This window comes from Micromonospora narathiwatensis (assembly GCF_900089605.1).
In the GTDB taxonomy this organism is placed as follows: domain Bacteria; phylum Actinomycetota; class Actinomycetes; order Mycobacteriales; family Micromonosporaceae; genus Micromonospora; species Micromonospora narathiwatensis.
This window is the reverse complement of sequence record NZ_LT594324.1, coordinates 748,558-763,168: the sequence shown is the minus strand read 5'-3', so window position 1 is coordinate 763,168 and position 14,611 is coordinate 748,558. Positions and strand designations below refer to the sequence as shown.

16 protein-coding genes and 1 pseudogene are annotated in these 14,611 nt (G+C 73.6%); 11 read left to right on the top strand and 6 right to left on the bottom strand.

The genetic code is table 11. The features are described 5' to 3' along the window. Positions 1–4: 4 nt before the first annotated feature. On the bottom strand, positions 5–730 hold the full coding sequence (locus tag GA0070621_RS03435) for a PP2C family protein-serine/threonine phosphatase (RefSeq protein WP_091191505.1): 726 nt from the start codon (positions 728–730) through the stop codon (positions 5–7). A 211-nt stretch (positions 731–941) separates the two neighbouring features. On the opposite strand from GA0070621_RS03435, the gene GA0070621_RS03430 reads away from it, so the two are divergent. The 4 genes from GA0070621_RS03430 to GA0070621_RS03415 all read left to right on the top strand — a co-directional run bounded on the left by GA0070621_RS03430 (position 942) and on the right by GA0070621_RS03415 (position 5,477). Beyond that, complete coding sequence (locus GA0070621_RS03430; protein WP_091191503.1) at positions 942–3,551, top strand: glycoside hydrolase family 9 protein; 2,610 nt, start codon at positions 942–944, stop codon at positions 3,549–3,551. 116 nt (positions 3,552–3,667) lie between these two features. Continuing rightward, the gene (locus tag GA0070621_RS03425; protein ID WP_091191501.1) at positions 3,668–3,988 is read left to right on the top strand and encodes a DMT family transporter; all 321 of its coding nucleotides are present in this window, start codon (positions 3,668–3,670) and stop codon (positions 3,986–3,988) included. A 53-nt stretch (positions 3,989–4,041) separates the two neighbouring features. Beyond that, positions 4,042–4,968, top strand: coding sequence for a hypothetical protein (locus GA0070621_RS03420; RefSeq protein WP_091191499.1), 927 nt, complete (start codon positions 4,042–4,044; stop codon positions 4,966–4,968). Continuing rightward, entirely contained in the window at positions 4,965–5,477 is a 513-nt protein-coding gene (locus GA0070621_RS03415; RefSeq protein WP_091191497.1) for a hypothetical protein, read from the top strand. The genes GA0070621_RS03420 and GA0070621_RS03415 overlap by 4 nt, the downstream gene beginning before the upstream one ends. Before the next feature lie 4 nt (positions 5,478–5,481). Here the strand turns inward: GA0070621_RS03415 and GA0070621_RS03410 are convergent, their stop codons facing one another. Beyond that, positions 5,482–5,994: a GNAT family N-acetyltransferase gene (locus GA0070621_RS03410; RefSeq protein WP_167666555.1), complete on the bottom strand. Its 513-nt coding sequence runs from the start codon at positions 5,992–5,994 to the stop codon at positions 5,482–5,484. Between the two features lie 70 nt (positions 5,995–6,064). Here GA0070621_RS03410 and GA0070621_RS03405 point away from each other — a divergent pair, with 70 nt between their 5' ends. Both GA0070621_RS03405 and GA0070621_RS03400 read left to right on the top strand, forming a co-directional pair. Then, positions 6,065–6,667: an HAD family hydrolase gene (locus GA0070621_RS03405; protein ID WP_091191495.1), complete on the top strand. Its 603-nt coding sequence runs from the start codon at positions 6,065–6,067 to the stop codon at positions 6,665–6,667. A gap of 144 nt (positions 6,668–6,811) precedes the next feature. Further along, a complete protein-coding gene (locus GA0070621_RS03400; protein ID WP_091191493.1) occupies positions 6,812–7,345 on the top strand; it encodes a GNAT family N-acetyltransferase in 534 nt (177 codons plus the stop codon). A gap of 28 nt (positions 7,346–7,373) precedes the next feature. Here GA0070621_RS03400 and GA0070621_RS03395 read toward each other — a convergent pair whose 3' ends face one another. Both GA0070621_RS03395 and GA0070621_RS03390 read right to left on the bottom strand, forming a co-directional pair. Next, positions 7,374–8,786, bottom strand: coding sequence for an NADP-dependent succinic semialdehyde dehydrogenase (locus GA0070621_RS03395; RefSeq protein WP_091191491.1), 1,413 nt, complete (start codon positions 8,784–8,786; stop codon positions 7,374–7,376). Positions 8,787–8,798: 12 nt separating this feature from the next. Next, positions 8,799–9,062: a DUF6343 family protein gene (locus GA0070621_RS03390; RefSeq protein ID WP_091191490.1), complete on the bottom strand. Its 264-nt coding sequence runs from the start codon at positions 9,060–9,062 to the stop codon at positions 8,799–8,801. 230 nt (positions 9,063–9,292) lie between these two features. Between GA0070621_RS03390 and GA0070621_RS03385 the strand changes: the two genes are divergently transcribed. Then, positions 9,293–10,162, top strand: a complete 870-nt coding sequence (locus tag GA0070621_RS03385) for a GDSL-type esterase/lipase family protein (protein ID WP_091191488.1) — start codon at positions 9,293–9,295, stop codon at positions 10,160–10,162. Positions 10,163–10,186: 24 nt separating this feature from the next. On the opposite strand, the pseudogene GA0070621_RS30650 reads toward GA0070621_RS03385, so the two are convergent. Both GA0070621_RS30650 and GA0070621_RS03375 read right to left on the bottom strand, forming a co-directional pair. After that, a pseudogene (locus GA0070621_RS30650) lies at positions 10,187–10,366 on the bottom strand (hypothetical protein); the annotation flags it as partial. A 277-nt stretch (positions 10,367–10,643) separates the two neighbouring features. Next, complete coding sequence (locus tag GA0070621_RS03375; protein ID WP_091191487.1) at positions 10,644–11,576, bottom strand: peptidase M23; 933 nt, start codon at positions 11,574–11,576, stop codon at positions 10,644–10,646. A gap of 424 nt (positions 11,577–12,000) precedes the next feature. Here GA0070621_RS03375 and GA0070621_RS03370 point away from each other — a divergent pair, with 424 nt between their 5' ends. From GA0070621_RS03370 to GA0070621_RS03355, 4 genes are all read left to right on the top strand, one after another. Next, positions 12,001–12,921: a proteasome assembly chaperone family protein gene (locus GA0070621_RS03370; protein ID WP_091191485.1), complete on the top strand. Its 921-nt coding sequence runs from the start codon at positions 12,001–12,003 to the stop codon at positions 12,919–12,921. Between the two features lie 59 nt (positions 12,922–12,980). Further along, positions 12,981–13,778 carry an exodeoxyribonuclease III gene (locus tag GA0070621_RS03365; protein ID WP_091191483.1) on the top strand — a complete coding sequence of 266 codons (798 nt, stop codon included), beginning with the start codon at positions 12,981–12,983 and terminating at the stop codon, positions 13,776–13,778. A 19-nt stretch (positions 13,779–13,797) separates the two neighbouring features. Further along, positions 13,798–14,118 carry an antibiotic biosynthesis monooxygenase family protein gene (locus GA0070621_RS03360; protein ID WP_091191482.1) on the top strand — a complete coding sequence of 107 codons (321 nt, stop codon included), beginning with the start codon at positions 13,798–13,800 and terminating at the stop codon, positions 14,116–14,118. A 64-nt stretch (positions 14,119–14,182) separates the two neighbouring features. Continuing rightward, positions 14,183–14,596 carry a hypothetical protein gene (locus GA0070621_RS03355; RefSeq protein ID WP_091191480.1) on the top strand — a complete coding sequence of 138 codons (414 nt, stop codon included), beginning with the start codon at positions 14,183–14,185 and terminating at the stop codon, positions 14,594–14,596. The last annotated feature ends 15 nt before the right edge of the window (positions 14,597–14,611 follow it).

Genomic DNA, 14,611 nt, shown 5'->3' with positions numbered 1-14,611 from the left:
CGGGCTACTCGTCCACCACGTCGGCGATCACCACTGTCACGTTGTCCGGGCCGCCGGCCCGCAGCGCCAGGTCGATCAGCTTGGCCGCGCACGCGTCCCGATCGGCGTACTCGCCGAGCACCTCGGTGAGGGTGTCCGCGCGGACCACGTTGGAGAGGCCGTCGCTGCACAGCAGCCAGCGGTCGCCGGCCCGGGGCACCATCGTCGCGTACGCCGGGGAGACCTCGTCGCCCTGCAACGCCTGGGTCACCACGGCCCGCCGGGGGTGGCTGCTCGCCTGATCGGGCGTGATCACGCCCTGGTCGACCAGCATCTGCACGAAGGTGTCGTCCCGGGTGACCTGCTTCAGCACGCCCTCGCGGAACAGGTACGCCCGGGAGTCGCCGACGTGGGCCAGGGCCAGGCAGCTACCGGTACGGGCGAAGAGCAGCGTGGTCAGGGTGGTGCCCATGCCCTGGCGCTCGGGGTCCTCGAGGACGGCCTGCCGGATCCGCGCGGTGGCCAGCTCGATGCCGCCCTGCAGGGCGGCGACCAGCGTGTCCTCGGGGGTCTCCACGTCCAGCGGGGTGATCGCGTCCATGGCGATCCGGCTGGCCAGGTCGCCGGCCGCCATGCCGCCCATGCCGTCGGCCACGGCGACCAGCCAGTTCCCGGCGTGCTGGGCGTCCTGGTTCCCGCTGCGGATCAGCCCACGGTCGCTCGCCCCCACGGAACGAAGCTTCAGGGTCATGGGAGGCAGCCTGCCAGGCGAAGGGCGCAGTTGTCTCTAGGAGATCAGGAGGATGCCGCGTGGCGCGGTGAATCTCACTACCGGGCGCGCCGCACGCCCATCGCCCCGGGTCGATTGACATCGGAGGGACACGCTGGAAACATCAGTCCGAATGGGAGCGCTCCCAGCTCTCGCCCGTCCCCACCGCACCCGACGCACGGAAGGAAGCTCCGTGACCCCATCCCGACGTCGCCTCACAGCGCTCGCCGCGGCCACCACCCTCGTCCTCACCGGCGCCACCGCCAACCCGGCCCTCGCCGAGGTGCCCCCGGACGCGCCCGAACAGATCCGTAACGGCGACTTCAGCGACGGCACCAGCCCCTGGTTCTCGTACGGCACCGGCGACCTCCGGGTCGTCGACGGCCGGCTCTGCACCACCGTCCCCGCCGGCCTGGCGAACCCCTGGGACGCCGGCATCGGCCAGGACGCGGTGCCGCTGATCGCGGGCGCCGAGTACGAGCTCTCCTTCGACATCTCCGCCACCCCCGGGACGGCCGTCACGGCGGTGCTCCAGCTCGGCAGCGCCCCCTACACCACGTACGCCAGCGCCAACGCGAACGCGACCGGCACCGCGCAGCACGTCGCCAAGACGTTCACCGCCCCGGCCGACAACCCCGGCGCGCAGCTCATCTTCCAGGTCGGCGGCAGCCCGCAGGCGCAGACGGTCTGCCTGGACAACGTCTCGCTGCGCGGCGGCGAGCCCGCCCAGCCGTACGAGCCGGACACCGGGCCACGGGTGCGGGTCAACCAGGTCGGCTACCTGCCCGGCGGACCGAAGAACGCCACCGTGGTCACCGACGCCGCCGACCCGCTGCCCTGGCAGCTGAAGTCCGCAGCCGGTGCGGTGGTGGCCAGCGGCCAGAGCACCCCGCGCGGCGTCGACCGGGCGTCCGACCAGAACGTGCAGACCGTCGACTTCTCGTCGTTCCGCACCCCGGGCACCGGCTACACCCTGGTGGTGGACGGGGAGACCAGCCACCCGTTCGACATCTCCGGCACCCTCTACGACCGGCTGCGCGCCGACTCCCTCCAGTTCTTCTACGCCCAGCGCAGCGGCACCGCGATCGACGGCGGCCTGATCGGCGCCGAGTACGCCCGCCCGGCCGGGCACCTCGGCGTGGCCCCCAACCAGGGCGACACGAGCGTGCCCTGCCAGCCCGGCGTCTGCGACTACTCCCTCGACGTGCGCGGCGGCTGGTACGACGCCGGCGACCACGGCAAGTACGTGGTCAACGGCGGCATCGCCACCTACCAGCTGCTGAGCGCCTTCGAGCGGACCAAGACCGCGGAGACGGCCGGCGGCGGCGCGGGCCTGGGCGACTCGACCCTGCGCGTGCCCGAGCGGGGCAACAACGTCCCGGACATCCTCGACGAGGCCCGCTGGGAGCTGGAGTTCCTGCTGCGGATGCAGGTGCCGGCCGGCCAGCCGCTCGCCGGGATGGCCCATCACAAGATCCATGACCGGAACTGGACCGGTCTGCCGCTCGCCCCGCAGGACGACCCGCAGCCGCGCGAACTGCACCCGCCGTCCACCGCGGCCACCCTCAACCTGGCGGCTGTCGCCGCCCAGTGCGCCCGGCTGTTCGCCCCGTACGACGCCGCCTTCGCCGCCCGCTGCGGCACCGCCGCGAAGACCGCGTACGCGGCGGCCAAGGCACACCCGAAGGTGTACGCCTCGGCGGCCGACGGCAACGGCGGCGGCGCGTACGACGACACGAACGTCACCGACGAGTTCTACTGGGCGGCCGTCGAGCTGTGGCTGACCACCGGGGCGCAGGCGTACCTGACCGATCTCACCGCGTCGCCGCTGCACACCGCCGACGTGTTCGAGGCCGGGGGCGCCTTCGGCTGGCAGAGCGTCGCCGCGCTGGGCCGGCTCGACCTGGCCACCGTGCCGAACGCGCTGCCGGCCGCCGAGCGGGCCCGGATCCGCGCCTCGGTGACCGCCGCCGCCGACCGTTACCTGGCCACCCTGCGCGGCCAGGCGTACGGGCTGCCGCTGACCGGCGAGGACTACTCGTACGTCTGGGGCGGCAACAGCAACATCATCAACAACGCGGTCGTGCTCGCCACCGCGTTCGACCTGACCCGGGACGCGAAGTACCGGGACGGGGCCGTGCAGAGCGCCGACTACCTGCTCGGCCGCAACGCGCTGAACATCTCGTACGTGACCGGCTGGGGCGAGCACGCGGCGCAGAACCAGCACAGCCGGATCTTCGGCCACCAGCTCGACCCGAACCTGCCGCACCCGCCGGCGGGCTCCCTGGCCGGTGGCGCGAACTCGGGCCTCCAGGACCCGTTCGCGGCCAACCTGCTGGCCGGCTGCAAGCCGATGTTCTGCTACGTCGACGACATCAACTCGTACGCGACCAACGAGGTGGCGATCAACTGGAACTCGGCGCTGGCGTGGCTGGCGTCGTTCCTCGCCGACCAGCGTGACGCGAAGGCGGTCCCCGCCCCGACCTGCGCCGCCACGTACACCACCCACGGAAGCTGGCCGGACGGCTTCAACACCCAGGTCACCGTGCGCAACACCGGCACGTCCGCGGTGACCGGGTGGAACGTGCGGTGGGCCTTCACCGGCGACCAGCACGTGAACAGCTACTGGTCGGCGCAGGTCAGCCAGTCCGGTGCCACGGTCACCGCGACGAACGAGTCGTGGAACGCGAAGATCGCCCCGGGGGCCGAGGTCACCTTCGGCCTGATCGGGTCGACGGCGAGCGGCCCCAACCCCAACCCCAACCTGGTCACCCTCAACGGAGTCGCCTGCACCCTCTCCTGAGAGACCCTGCTCGATCCAGGAAGTAGTGGCCTCCAGCTCCGTTGGAGGCCACTACTTCCATCTCACTTCGATCTTCGAGCGTGATCACCACGAGGTGGGGCGGGTACGGTCCCACAATGGCGTACCTGTTCCTGCTGGGCGCGATCACCGCCGAGGTGATCGGCACCAGCCTGCTCAAGGCGACCGACGGGTTCACCCGGCTCTGGCCGACGCTCGCGCTGGCGGTGGCGTACGTGTCGTCGTTCGGGCTGCTCGCCCTGGCCGTCAAGGAGATCCCCGTCGGCGTCGCGTACGCGATCTGGTCCGGGCTCGGCACCGCCGCGATCATGGCGATCGGGGCCGCCTTCCTGGGTGAGCCGCTCAGCGTCACGAAGGTGATGGGCGCCGGCCTGGTGATCGCCGGGGTGGTGGTGCTCAACCTCGGTGGCGGGCACTGAGCCGCACCAAATCCGGTGGACGCGGCGCGGCCGGTATCCGATGGTTGGCAACCATGGAGCCCGGTGAGCTGTCCGGCGCGGAACGCCGGGTGTGGGCCGCGCTGCCGGCCGGGACGCGGGACGCGCTGGCCGGCCTGCCCGCGGCGGACCTGCGGACGCTGCTGCTGACGGTGGCCCGCGACCGCGCGGCGGTGGCGAGCCCGGCGGAGGTGCTGCGGCGTTGGCGGGAGGACCGCTTCGTCCGGCCGTCGGAGGTGGACGCGCGCGTGCTCGCCCGGCTGGAGGCACGGCTGTGGGAGCTGCTGCCGACCGACGTGGCGGGCGTCGAACTGTCCCCGGTCGTCCCACTCGGCACCTGCTCCACCGTCGCGCCGGTGAGCCAGAACCGGATCGTCACCACCCTGCGCGGCACCGAGGTGGTGAGCGACCCGACGAACGCCCTCGCCGTCGAGGCCGCCGCGCGTCGGCGACGGCAGGGGCGGACCGGCGAGGTGCACCTCGCCGCCGTGCACCGGGTGCTCCGGGCGCAGGACTTCGGCCCCGACGCGTCCGCCCACTTCCGGCTGTTCACCCTGGTGTCCAGCGCCCGGGACGCGGGTTCGGGGCGTACCGAGGCGCGGCTGCTCCGGCGGCACCTGGCCTGGTGGCGGGCGGTCCTCGCCGAGCTGGCCCGGCCGGCCGCACCCCGGCTGCACGTCACGGTCCTCGACGACCCGGTCCTCGGCGAGCGGCTGGCCGACAGCGTTCGCCCGGCTCTCGCCGACGACGGGATCCCGCTGTTGGACGAGCCGGAGCGGGAACGTGGGCGGGGCTACTACATCGGGTGCGCGCTGCGGCTCACCCTGCACGACGGCGGGTGGGAGGTCGGCGACGGTGGCTTCACCGACTGGACGGCCCGGCTGACCGGCGACGCGAAGGAACGCTGCCTCGTCTCCTGCCTGGCCACCGAACGCCTCGTCAACGGCGGGGCGGGCCGGTGACGGCGCTGGTCGTCCAGCGGATCCGGCTCCGCTGGACCAGCCGAGACGCCGCCGCGGCCACCGTCCGCGGCCGGCTCCCCCTGGGGTACGCGCTGCCGCCGCTGCCGACCGACGGCATCGCGGTGCATGAGGTGCTGCTCGACGAGGCCACCGGCTACCGCCCCGTGGAACAGCTCCGGACGGGCCCGGCGGCGGCCCGCGACGCCGGGCTGTGGGTCGAGTGGCATGACGGCACGGCGTTGGTCGACCGGCTGCCGGGCAACGCCTCGTTCCCCGTCCGGCGGACCGGTACCCGGCTGTTCTCGCTCGCCCCCGGGCAGCTCTGCCGTTGGCGGGCGAACTTCCGGTTCACCGGCTGCCAGTGCGCGGCCCGCTGGTGGTTCGAGCAGTGGACCGTGCACGTCGCCCACGCGCCGGCCCGACCCGACCTCTTCCACGACGCCGCGTGGGCCCGCGACCGGGACGACCGGGTGCACCTGTACGGAGGGCCGCGCCCCGGCCGCCGCTGACTCCTCAGCCGACGGGCCGCCGCATGGCGATCCGCTCGGCCGGGTCCAGCCCCAGCGCCGCCTCGGCGGCCAGCAGTTCGGCCAGCCCCGCGGTGACCTCTCCACCGGTCAGCTCCCGGAACCCGCAGCGCGCGTAGTACGGCCCGTTCCACGGCACGCCACGGAAGGTGGTCAGCGTCAACGCCGGCAGCCCCCGCCCGGCCGCCCAGCCGGCCACGTCGTCGAGCAGCCCCCGCCCGATCCCCCGCCGGGCGTACGCCGGGTCCACGCTGAGTTGCAGAACGTGCGCGCAGCCGTCCACCAGATCGACCACCACGAAGCCGACCGCCCGGTCGTCAGCGTCCACGGCCACCCACACCCGCCCGGCCCGCTGACGGTCGGCCAGCACGTCCAGCGGCAACGGCGGCATGTCGGCGACGTCGATCATGCCGATCTCGCGGAACGGCGCCCCGGAGGCCACCTCTATCCGCTGCACCTCGGTCAACTCGTCGCCCCGGGCGATCCTGCTGCGCACCACGCTGCCAGACCCAACCAGACCGCACCGGTCCGGCCAACGCGTTTTCCGGCGACGGCAGTACCCTGCACCGGTGAGCCTGCCCCTGCCACCTGGCGACTTCCGCGCCTACCTGTTCGACTGCGACGGCACCATCGTCGACTCGATGCCGCTGCACTACGCGGCCTGGTGCTCGGCCCTGCACGAGTGGGGCTGCGAGTTCCCCGAGGAGCTGTTCTACGCCTGGGGCGGTCGCCCGATCGCCGACATCATCGCCACGCTCAACGAACGGCACGGGTTGACCATGCCGGTGGACACGGTCGCCCGACGGCAGGAGGAGCTGTACCAGCGGTCGCTGCCCGAGCTGACCGCCGTGCCGGAGGTGCTGGCGCACATCGAGGACGCGTACGGGCGTGTCCCGTTCGCGGTGGTCTCGGGCAGCACCCGGGAAGGAGTCACCGCCTCGCTCGGCGCGCTGGGTCTGCTCGACCGGTTCGAGGCGCTGGTCTGCGCCGGGGACTACGCGCGGGCCAAGCCCGACCCGGAGGCGTTCCTGCTCGCCGCCCGCCGGATCGGCGTACCCCCGGCGGACTGCCTGGTCTTCGAGGACACCGACCTGGGGATCCAGGCCGCGACGGCGGCGGGCATGACGGCGGTCCGGGTACCGCAGCCGTGGGAGCGCGCGGCAGCGGTGTGAGGATCCCAGCGCGACGCGAGGAGGTCCTCCGCTCTCCCCGGCAGGTGCGCGCCCGTCCGATGTGGCCGGCGTCGCGAGTTTCGGCTGCGCCACCGGGCGGCGGCCGCTGACCGACCGGCCGCGGTGGTGTAGCAGCATGTCGGCATGACTGACCAGCGGACCATCACCATCCGGCCGGGCGGGCCGGACGACGCCGCCACCGTGCTGCGGCTGCTCGACGGGGCCACCGCCTGGCTGGCCGAGCGCGGCCGGACCGGCCAGTGGGGCACCGAGCCCGCGTCGGCCGACCCGCGCCGGATCGCCCAGGCCGACGAGTGGGCCACCGGCGGTGGCCTGTACCTGGCCGTGCTCGGCGACGCCGCCGTGGGCGCCCTGGTGGTGGGCGCGGCCACCGAATACGTGCCGCCCGCCACCGAGCCGGAGCTGTACGTGAACCTGCTGGTCACCGACCGGGCGTACGCCGGCAACGGGATCGGGGCGCGGCTGCTGGCGTACGCGGAGGAACTGGCCCGCGACCGGGGCCTGGGTCTGCTGCGGGTGGACTGCTACGGCGGCGACGACCGGGCCCTGGTCCGTTTCTACGAGGGCTGCGGCTTCACCGCCACCGACCCGTTCACCGTACGGCGGCCCGGCCGCGACCCGTGGCCCGGCCAGGTCCTGGCGCGCCGCCTGCACTGACGCCCGGGGTTTCGGCCCGGTGGGCCGGTTACTCCGAGTGCGCGCCGGCGCCGGGGCCGGCCTCACCCGCGCCGACCCAGACGGTCTTGGTGTTGCAGAACTCCCGCATGCCGACGGCGGACAGCTCGCGGCCGTAGCCGGAGTTCTTCACGCCACCGAACGGCAGCTCCGGGAACGAGGTGGTCATGCCGTTGATGAAGACGCTGCCGGCGTCCAGGTCGGTGGCGAAACGCTCCTGCTCGGCCGGGTCGGTGGTCCAGGCGTTCGAGCCGAGGCCGAAGGCGGTGCCGTTGGCGATCTCGATCGCCTCCTCGTAGGAGGACGCCCGGTAGAGGCCGGCGACCGGGCCGAAGACCTCCTCGGCCCACATTCGCATCCCCGGCCGCAGGTCGGTGACCACGGTCGGCGGGTAGAACCACCCGTCGCCGGCGGGCAGTTCCCCGCCGCAGAGGATGGTGGCGCCGCTGTCCGCCGCGTCCTGGACCTGCGCGTGCACCTCGGCGCGGCCCCGGTCGGTGGCCAGCGGGCCGACGTCGGTGCCGTCGTCCATCGGGTCGCCGACGGTGAGCGCGGACATCCGCGCGGCGAACTTCTCGGCGAACGCGTCGAAGACGTCGGTGTGGATGATGAACCGCTTGGCGGCGATGCAGGACTGACCGTTGTTCTGGCAGCGGGCGGTGGTGGCCACCTCGGCGGCCCGGTCCAGGTCGGCCGTGGGCATTACCACGAAGGGGTCGCTGCCGCCCAGTTCCAGCACGGTCTTCTTGAGTTCCCGGCCGGCGATCTGGGCGATCGAGCGGCCGGCGGGCTCGCTGCCGGTGAGGGTGGCCGCGCGGACGCGCGGGTCGCTCAGGATCCGGTCGACGGCCTCCGAGCCGACCAGCAGGGTGCTGAACGCGCCCTCGGGGAAGCCGGCCCGGCGGAACAGTTCCTCCAGGTAGAGGGCGGTCTGCGGCACGTTGGAGGCGTGCTTGAGCAGGCCGGTGTTGCCGGCCATCAGGGCCGGCGCGGCGAAGCGCATGACCTGCCAGAGCGGGAAGTTCCACGGCATCACCGCGAGCACCGGCCCGATCGGCTGGTACCGGATGAACGCCCGCGTCGCCTTGACCGCGCCGGCGTCGGCCGGCTCGTCGGCGAGCATCCGCACGGCGTTGGCGGCGTAGAAGCGGCAGGCCGTCGCGCACTTGGTCACCTCGGCCTTGGCCGCCGCGTACGTCTTGCCCATCTCGGTGGTCATCATTCGGGCGGTCTCGTCCCGCTCGGCCTCCAGCAGCTCGGCCGCCGCGATGAGCCATCGGCCGCGCTGGGCCACGGTGGTGCCGTGCAACTGCCGAAAGGCCAGGTCGGCCCGCTCGATGGCGGCGTCGACCTGCTCGTCCGACATCGGGTCGTACGTCTTGAGCACCTGTCCGGTGGCGGGATTGGTGGTGGCGATGGGCATGTCGTGCTCCTGTCACTCGAACAGTGAGTGCCGCGCGCCCGGCTGCTCGCGGTGGCGGGCGGCGCGGCGACGCTGGATGATGACCAGGTCGACCACGGCCACGGCGGCGAGGACCGCGCAGACCACGCCCAGCCAGGCCAGGTGCACCGCGAAGGCGAGCACCGCGAAGAGGGTCATGATGACCAGGCCGAAGAGGGCGAGCCCGAGCCGCAGGTTCAGTGCGCTGTACGCGTGGCCGACCGTGCCGCGGGCGCGGCGGGGCTGTGATCGCGTCATTCCTTCGGGCTACCCCCACAGCGACCGCCCTAACCGACCCACCCCCGCACCTCGCGGACATTTGTCATGAATCATCCCCGGCAGCCGGGGGCCCCGAGGACGCAGCCGACCCGCGTAGCACGGGGTTGTTAACGACGATCGTCTATGGCAGATAGGTGACAGGGAATCCTGGGCCAGGACCGGTACGCATAGGGTCGGCGTACCGCTGGTTGCGCCGGACGGGGGACGGGATGCCTCGACGTGGGGTCGCCGCGCTGGCCTGCCTGGCGGCACTGGTCGCGCTGGCCTGCGACGGCGCGGGCTCCACGACACCCCGGCCGTCGGGCTCCGCCACACCCCGACCGTCCGGCTCGCCCCGCCCCGGCGGCCCGGCCGTGCTGGCCGCGCTGGGCGACTCGATCACCACCGGCTTCGGCTCCTGCCTGGTGCTGGTGAGCTGCGAGCGCAACTCATGGTCAACCGGGGACGGCACCCGGGTCCGCAGCCACTACCGGCGGCTGCGCGAGCACGCCCCCGGCCTGCGGGCGTACGACCGGGCGACGCCGGGGGCCCGCGCGGCCGGCCTCGCCGAGCAGGCCCGCGCGGCGGTACACGACAAGGCGGACTACGTCACGGTGCTGATCGGGGCGAACGACGCCTGCCGTGGCGACGTCGACGCGATGACCCCGGTGGCCACGTTCCGGGAGCAGGTCGACGCCGGCCTGCGGGTGCTGCGGGAGGGACGGCCCAAGGCCCGGGTGCTGGTGGTGAGCATTCCCGACCTGTACCGGCTCTGGGAACTCGGGCACACCGAGCCCCGGGCGGTACGAGCCTGGTCGCACGGCGTCTGCCCGGCCCTGCTGGCCGACGCGACGTCGACCGCGCCGGCCGCCGTGGCCCGGCGGGCCCGGTTCCGGGAGCGGATCGACGACTACGACGAGCAGCTCCGCGCCGCCTGCCGGGCGTACGGGGCCCGCTGCCGCTGGGACGGCGGGGCGGCGCACCGCGCCCGGTTCAGCCTGGACGACGTGAACTCCCTCGACTGGTTCCATCCCGACCCCTCCGGCCAGAACCGGCTCGCCGAGGTGACCTGGGCCGCCGCCGGCTGGGCCACCGACTGATCCACGCCGACCCCCCGGACCGGATCAGGGTTGGCGCTGGGCCGGCAACGGCCCCGGGGTGGCGCGGTACAGCTCCCGGGTCCGGTCGGCGAGATCGCTGGTGGCCGAGGAGTTGGCCCAGGTGCCGAGGACGATCGCCGCGCCGGGGACCAGCTTGGCGACGACCCGCTTCGCCGCGCGTACCCCGGCCATCCCGCACCGCCTCCAGGGCCAGGTGCTCCGGGGCGTACTGCGGGTCGTTCCGCATCCGGTCCCAGAGCGCCGCCGGCGGCGCCTCGGGAAGGTCCTCCCGCGTCACGGGGGTGTCCCGCGGCGCCGCCGGCGGCGTGGGGGTGGTGGGCTCGTCGTCGACGGGCGCGGGATCGGTCACGAAGGGCTCCCGGTGGTTGAGCAGGGCGACGCACGGTGCGTCGTTCCCCGGTCATGTCCACCCGGGGCCGGCGCCGGACGGCCGTCCACAGTGGCCGCCCGGCCCGCGCCGTCAGCCGAGGACCGCGTCGACGACCTCGGTGGCCCGCCACTCGTGCTGGGCGTACGCCCACGGGAACGCCGAGACCTGCACGGCCTGCGCGGCGTCGGTGAGCGCCATGTTCTGCCAGCCGGGGATCTGCAACAGGGCGGAGAGGAACTGCTTCGTGGCGTACGCCGGCTGCATCAGGTCGCGCACCGCGCCCCACCCGCTGCTGGGGCGCTGCTGGAACAGCCCGACCGAGTCGTGGTCCCAGCCGATGGCCTGGTGCGGGTAGTTCTGCGACTCGGGCAGCACGCCGCTGGCGTAGTTGTAGAGGTTGCTCTCCTGCATGGCGGTGGCCACCGCGATGACCAGGCCGCGCTGCGGCACGCCCATCTCCTGGCCGGCCCGGACGATGCTCACGGCGTTGGCCATCTGGTCCCCGTCCAGACCGGCCACCGGCACGATCCGCTTCGGGGTGGGCTTGGGCTTCGCCTTCGGCGTGGCCTTCGTGGTCGGCTTGGGTTTGGCGGTCGGCTTGGGCTTCGCCGCCGGCGTCGGGGTGACGTCCGGGGCGGCGGTCGGGGTGGCACTCGGGGTCGTCGGGGTGAGGGCCTCCCGGGCCAGGCCACGGGAGGCGGCGTCGGCGGCCGCCCGCTGGGCGACCTCCTGCGTCGGCACGAGAGCCGACGAAGTGTTGGTCGCACCGGCGCCGAGCTGGCCGACCCCGATCAGGCCGAGGCAGCAGACCGCGCCGGCGGCGACCGCCAGCTTGGTGCGGCCGGGTCGGGCGGCGAGGGGGTTTGCGAGGTCGCCGAGACGGGTACGGAGGGATTCGAGGGAAAGGCGTCGGGGGTTGGGCTCCTTGGAACCGGCTGACTGAACGGTGGAGTGGATATCGTCCGAACGGTCAGCCGATCCGCCGAGGCCGTACTGGTCGTCGAGGGTGCCGTCGTCACGCATTCGACGAGGCTAAGGGGGAAACACGTGGGTAACCGAGGGTGACCACGTGGCCCTCGCCACACTTCCTGCCTGCCAAAACGGACGCGGCGGCGAGGCGCGGCTCGCGTCGGACGAATCCTCGCGAAACGGTCGAACCTCAGGTGCGCGTGGAGCCGTACCGCTCGGGGCAGGAACGCCGCACCCGTCCGCACGCCAGCCGGTGATCGACAAACTCGTACTTTCGGCCGATGGCCGATGCCCTCCTATCGGCGGAAACGACGGGCATGATCGCCGGTTCGGACGGTAGCCGGACGGGCGTGGCCGAATCGTGATCATCCTCTGGCCCGTAACGGAATGGACCACGGTGGCCGGTACGTTGGCCGGGACGGGAAGGCCGTGCCGCCACGGCCCTTCCGTACGCGCGTACCCAGGGAGGTCTCCACCGGTGCTCGACCCACACGAGCTCTACGAACTCACCGACGATCTGCCCGACCTCGGCCAACCGGTGCTGATCCAGGCACTGACCGGCTTCGTCGACGCCGGCAGCGCCACCCGGCTGGCCCGGGAGCAGTTGCTCACCTCCCTCGAAGCACGGCCGGTCGCCCGCTTCGACGTCGACCAAATCTTCGACTACCGCTCCCGCCGGCCGGTGATGACCTTCGTCGAGGACCACTGGGCCGAGTACGACGCCCCGGCGCTGGAGCTGCACCTGCTGCGCGACGACGACGAGACCCCGTTCCTGCTGCTCACCGGCCCCGAGCCGGACCTGCAGTGGGAACGCTTCGTGGCCGCGGTCGCCGGCCTGACCGCCCGGCTCGGCGTACGGCTCACCGTCGGCCTCAACTCGATCCCGATGGCGGTGCCGCACACCCGGCCCAGCGGGGTCACCGCGCACGCCACCCGCCGCGAGCTGATCGCCGGGCACGAGCCGTGGCTCCAACGGGTCCAGGTGCCCGGCAGCGTCGGCCAGTTGCTGGAGTTCCGCCTCGGCGAGCAGGGCCGCGACGCTCTCGGCTTCGCCGCGCACGTGCCGCACTACGTCGCCCAGACCGAGTACCCGGCCGCCGCCGAGGCGCTGCTCGCCGCGGTGTCCCGCAGCACCGGCCTGCTGCTGCCCGCCGAGGAGCTGCGCTCCGCGGCCGAGGTGGTCCGGGTGGAGATCGACCGGCAGGTCGCCCAGACCGAGGAGGCGGCCACCCTGGTCCAGGCCCTGGAAGAGCAGTACGACGCGTTCGCCCGGGGGCGCGGCGGAAAGAACCTGCTCGCCGCCGAGACCGGCCCGCTGCCCACCGCCGACGAACTGGGCGCCGAGCTGGAACGCTTCCTCGCCGAGCAGACCCGGCCGGGCGACACGCCGGAGCGCTGACCGCGCGACGCGGGGACGCCGGGACGGCGGGGCGGCCGGCGATACGGCAGGCTGGAGACATGCGCCTGGCGACCTGGAACGTCAACTCGGTGAAGGCCCGCCTGCCCCGGCTGCTGGACTGGCTGGCCACCACGGAACCCGACGTCGTCTGCCTTCAGGAGACCAAGTGCCCCGACGGGGCGTTCCCGGTCGCCGAGGTGGGCGCGCTGGGCTACGAGGCGGCCAGCCACAGCGACGGCCGGTGGAACGGGGTGGCCGTACTCTCCCGGGTCGGGCTGGCCGACGTGGCGGTCGGCTTCCCCGGCGAGCCGGGCTTTCCCCTGCCGGAGGCGCGGGCCATCTCGGCCACCTGCGACGGGCTACGGGTCTGGTCGGTGTACGTGCCGAACGGCCGCGCCCCCGACGACCCGCACTACGCGTACAAGCTGGCCTGGTTGGCGGCGCTGCGGGACGCGCTGGAGCCGGAGCTGATCGCCGGGTCGCCGCTGGCGGTGTGCGGGGACTTCAACGTCGCCCCCACCGACGCCGACGTCTGGGACCCGGCGCTCTTCGTCACCTCCACCCACGTCACCCCGGCCGAGCGGGCCGCCCTGGCCGCGCTGCGCGACCTCGGGCTCAGCGACGTCGTGCCCACCCCGATGAAGGGCCCGCACCCGTACACGTACTGGGACTACCGGGCCGGCATGTTCCACCAGAACAAGGGCATGCGGATCGACCTGGTGTACGCCTCCGCGCCGTTCGCCCGCGCGGTCCGCTCGGCGTACGTGGACCGGGAGGCACGCAAGGGCAAGGGCCCCTCGGACCACGCCCCGATCGTGGTGGACGTCGACCTGGTGCCGGCCGTCGAGGCGTTCTGAACCCCGTAGGGTGGGACGCATGGCAGTCGTGAAGATCAACGCGATCGACGTCCCGCCGGGCGCCGGCGCGGAGCTGGAGAAGCGCTTCGCCGCCCGGGCCGGCGCGGTGGAGAACTCCCCCGGCTTCCTCGGCTTCGAGCTGCTCCGCCCGGTTGCCGGCGAGAGCCGCTACTTCGTCTACACGAAGTGGGAGTCGGAGGAGGCGTACCAGGCGTGGGCGCAGGGGCCGTCCCGCGCCGCGCACGCCGGCGGCGAGGGTGGCGAGCCGCGCAAGCCCGTCGCCACCGGCGCCAACCTGCTGGAGTTCGAGGTGGTCCAGCAGGTGCCCGGCAAGGGCTGACCGGTTCACCGGAAGGCCCGTCAGCGCCCAGGCGCAGGTTGACCGGTCCCGGCATGATGCCCACATGACGCGTCCGCCGATACGCAGTCGCCTCCTGGTCTGGCTGGTCGGCTCGGCCGCGGGTGGCCTGCTGCTCGCGCTGCCGGACTCCGGGCCCCGGCTGTTCTCGTTCAGCCGGACGCACGGGCCCTCCCCCGTCGACTTCCTCGGGATGATCATCGCGGTGGCCGCGTGGCTGCCGGTGGTCTGGCTGATCTGGCGACGCCGGTCGGCCCTGCGTGGCGGTGCCGGCGCGGGCTCGGCCGGCCTGGCGCTGGTCGGCGTGATCCTCCTGGCCGTCACGATCGGCGGCGACCTCGGGCTGTGGTGGCTGGCCGCGGTCACCCTGCTGGTGGCGGCGCAGCTGATCGCGCTGGTCTCGATCGCCCGCGAGTCCCCCGCCGGGAACGGCCCGTCCCCGGACGTCCCGGCCGGTTGACCGGGGCTGCGCCCG

What these genes read in the sequence shown, in the direction of transcription:
- GA0070621_RS03435 (WP_091191505.1), bottom strand. Translation starts at nt 730, where the DNA reads ATGACCCTGAAGCTTCGTTCCGTGGGGGCGAGCGACCGTGGGCTGATC.
- GA0070621_RS03425 (WP_091191501.1), top strand. Translation starts at nt 3,668, where the DNA reads ATGGCGTACCTGTTCCTGCTGGGCGCGATCACCGCCGAGGTGATCGGC.
- GA0070621_RS03420 (WP_091191499.1), top strand. Translation starts at nt 4,042, where the DNA reads ATGGAGCCCGGTGAGCTGTCCGGCGCGGAACGCCGGGTGTGGGCCGCG.
- GA0070621_RS03400 (WP_091191493.1), top strand. Translation starts at nt 6,812, where the DNA reads ATGACTGACCAGCGGACCATCACCATCCGGCCGGGCGGGCCGGACGAC.
- GA0070621_RS03395 (WP_091191491.1), bottom strand. Translation starts at nt 8,786, where the DNA reads ATGCCCATCGCCACCACCAATCCCGCCACCGGACAGGTGCTCAAGACG.
- GA0070621_RS03390 (WP_091191490.1), bottom strand. Translation starts at nt 9,062, where the DNA reads ATGACGCGATCACAGCCCCGCCGCGCCCGCGGCACGGTCGGCCACGCG.
- GA0070621_RS03385 (WP_091191488.1), top strand. Translation starts at nt 9,293, where the DNA reads ATGCCTCGACGTGGGGTCGCCGCGCTGGCCTGCCTGGCGGCACTGGTC.
- GA0070621_RS03375 (WP_091191487.1), bottom strand. Translation starts at nt 11,576, where the DNA reads ATGCGTGACGACGGCACCCTCGACGACCAGTACGGCCTCGGCGGATCG.
- GA0070621_RS03365 (WP_091191483.1), top strand. Translation starts at nt 12,981, where the DNA reads ATGCGCCTGGCGACCTGGAACGTCAACTCGGTGAAGGCCCGCCTGCCC.
- GA0070621_RS03360 (WP_091191482.1), top strand. Translation starts at nt 13,798, where the DNA reads ATGGCAGTCGTGAAGATCAACGCGATCGACGTCCCGCCGGGCGCCGGC.
- GA0070621_RS03355 (WP_091191480.1), top strand. Translation starts at nt 14,183, where the DNA reads ATGACGCGTCCGCCGATACGCAGTCGCCTCCTGGTCTGGCTGGTCGGC.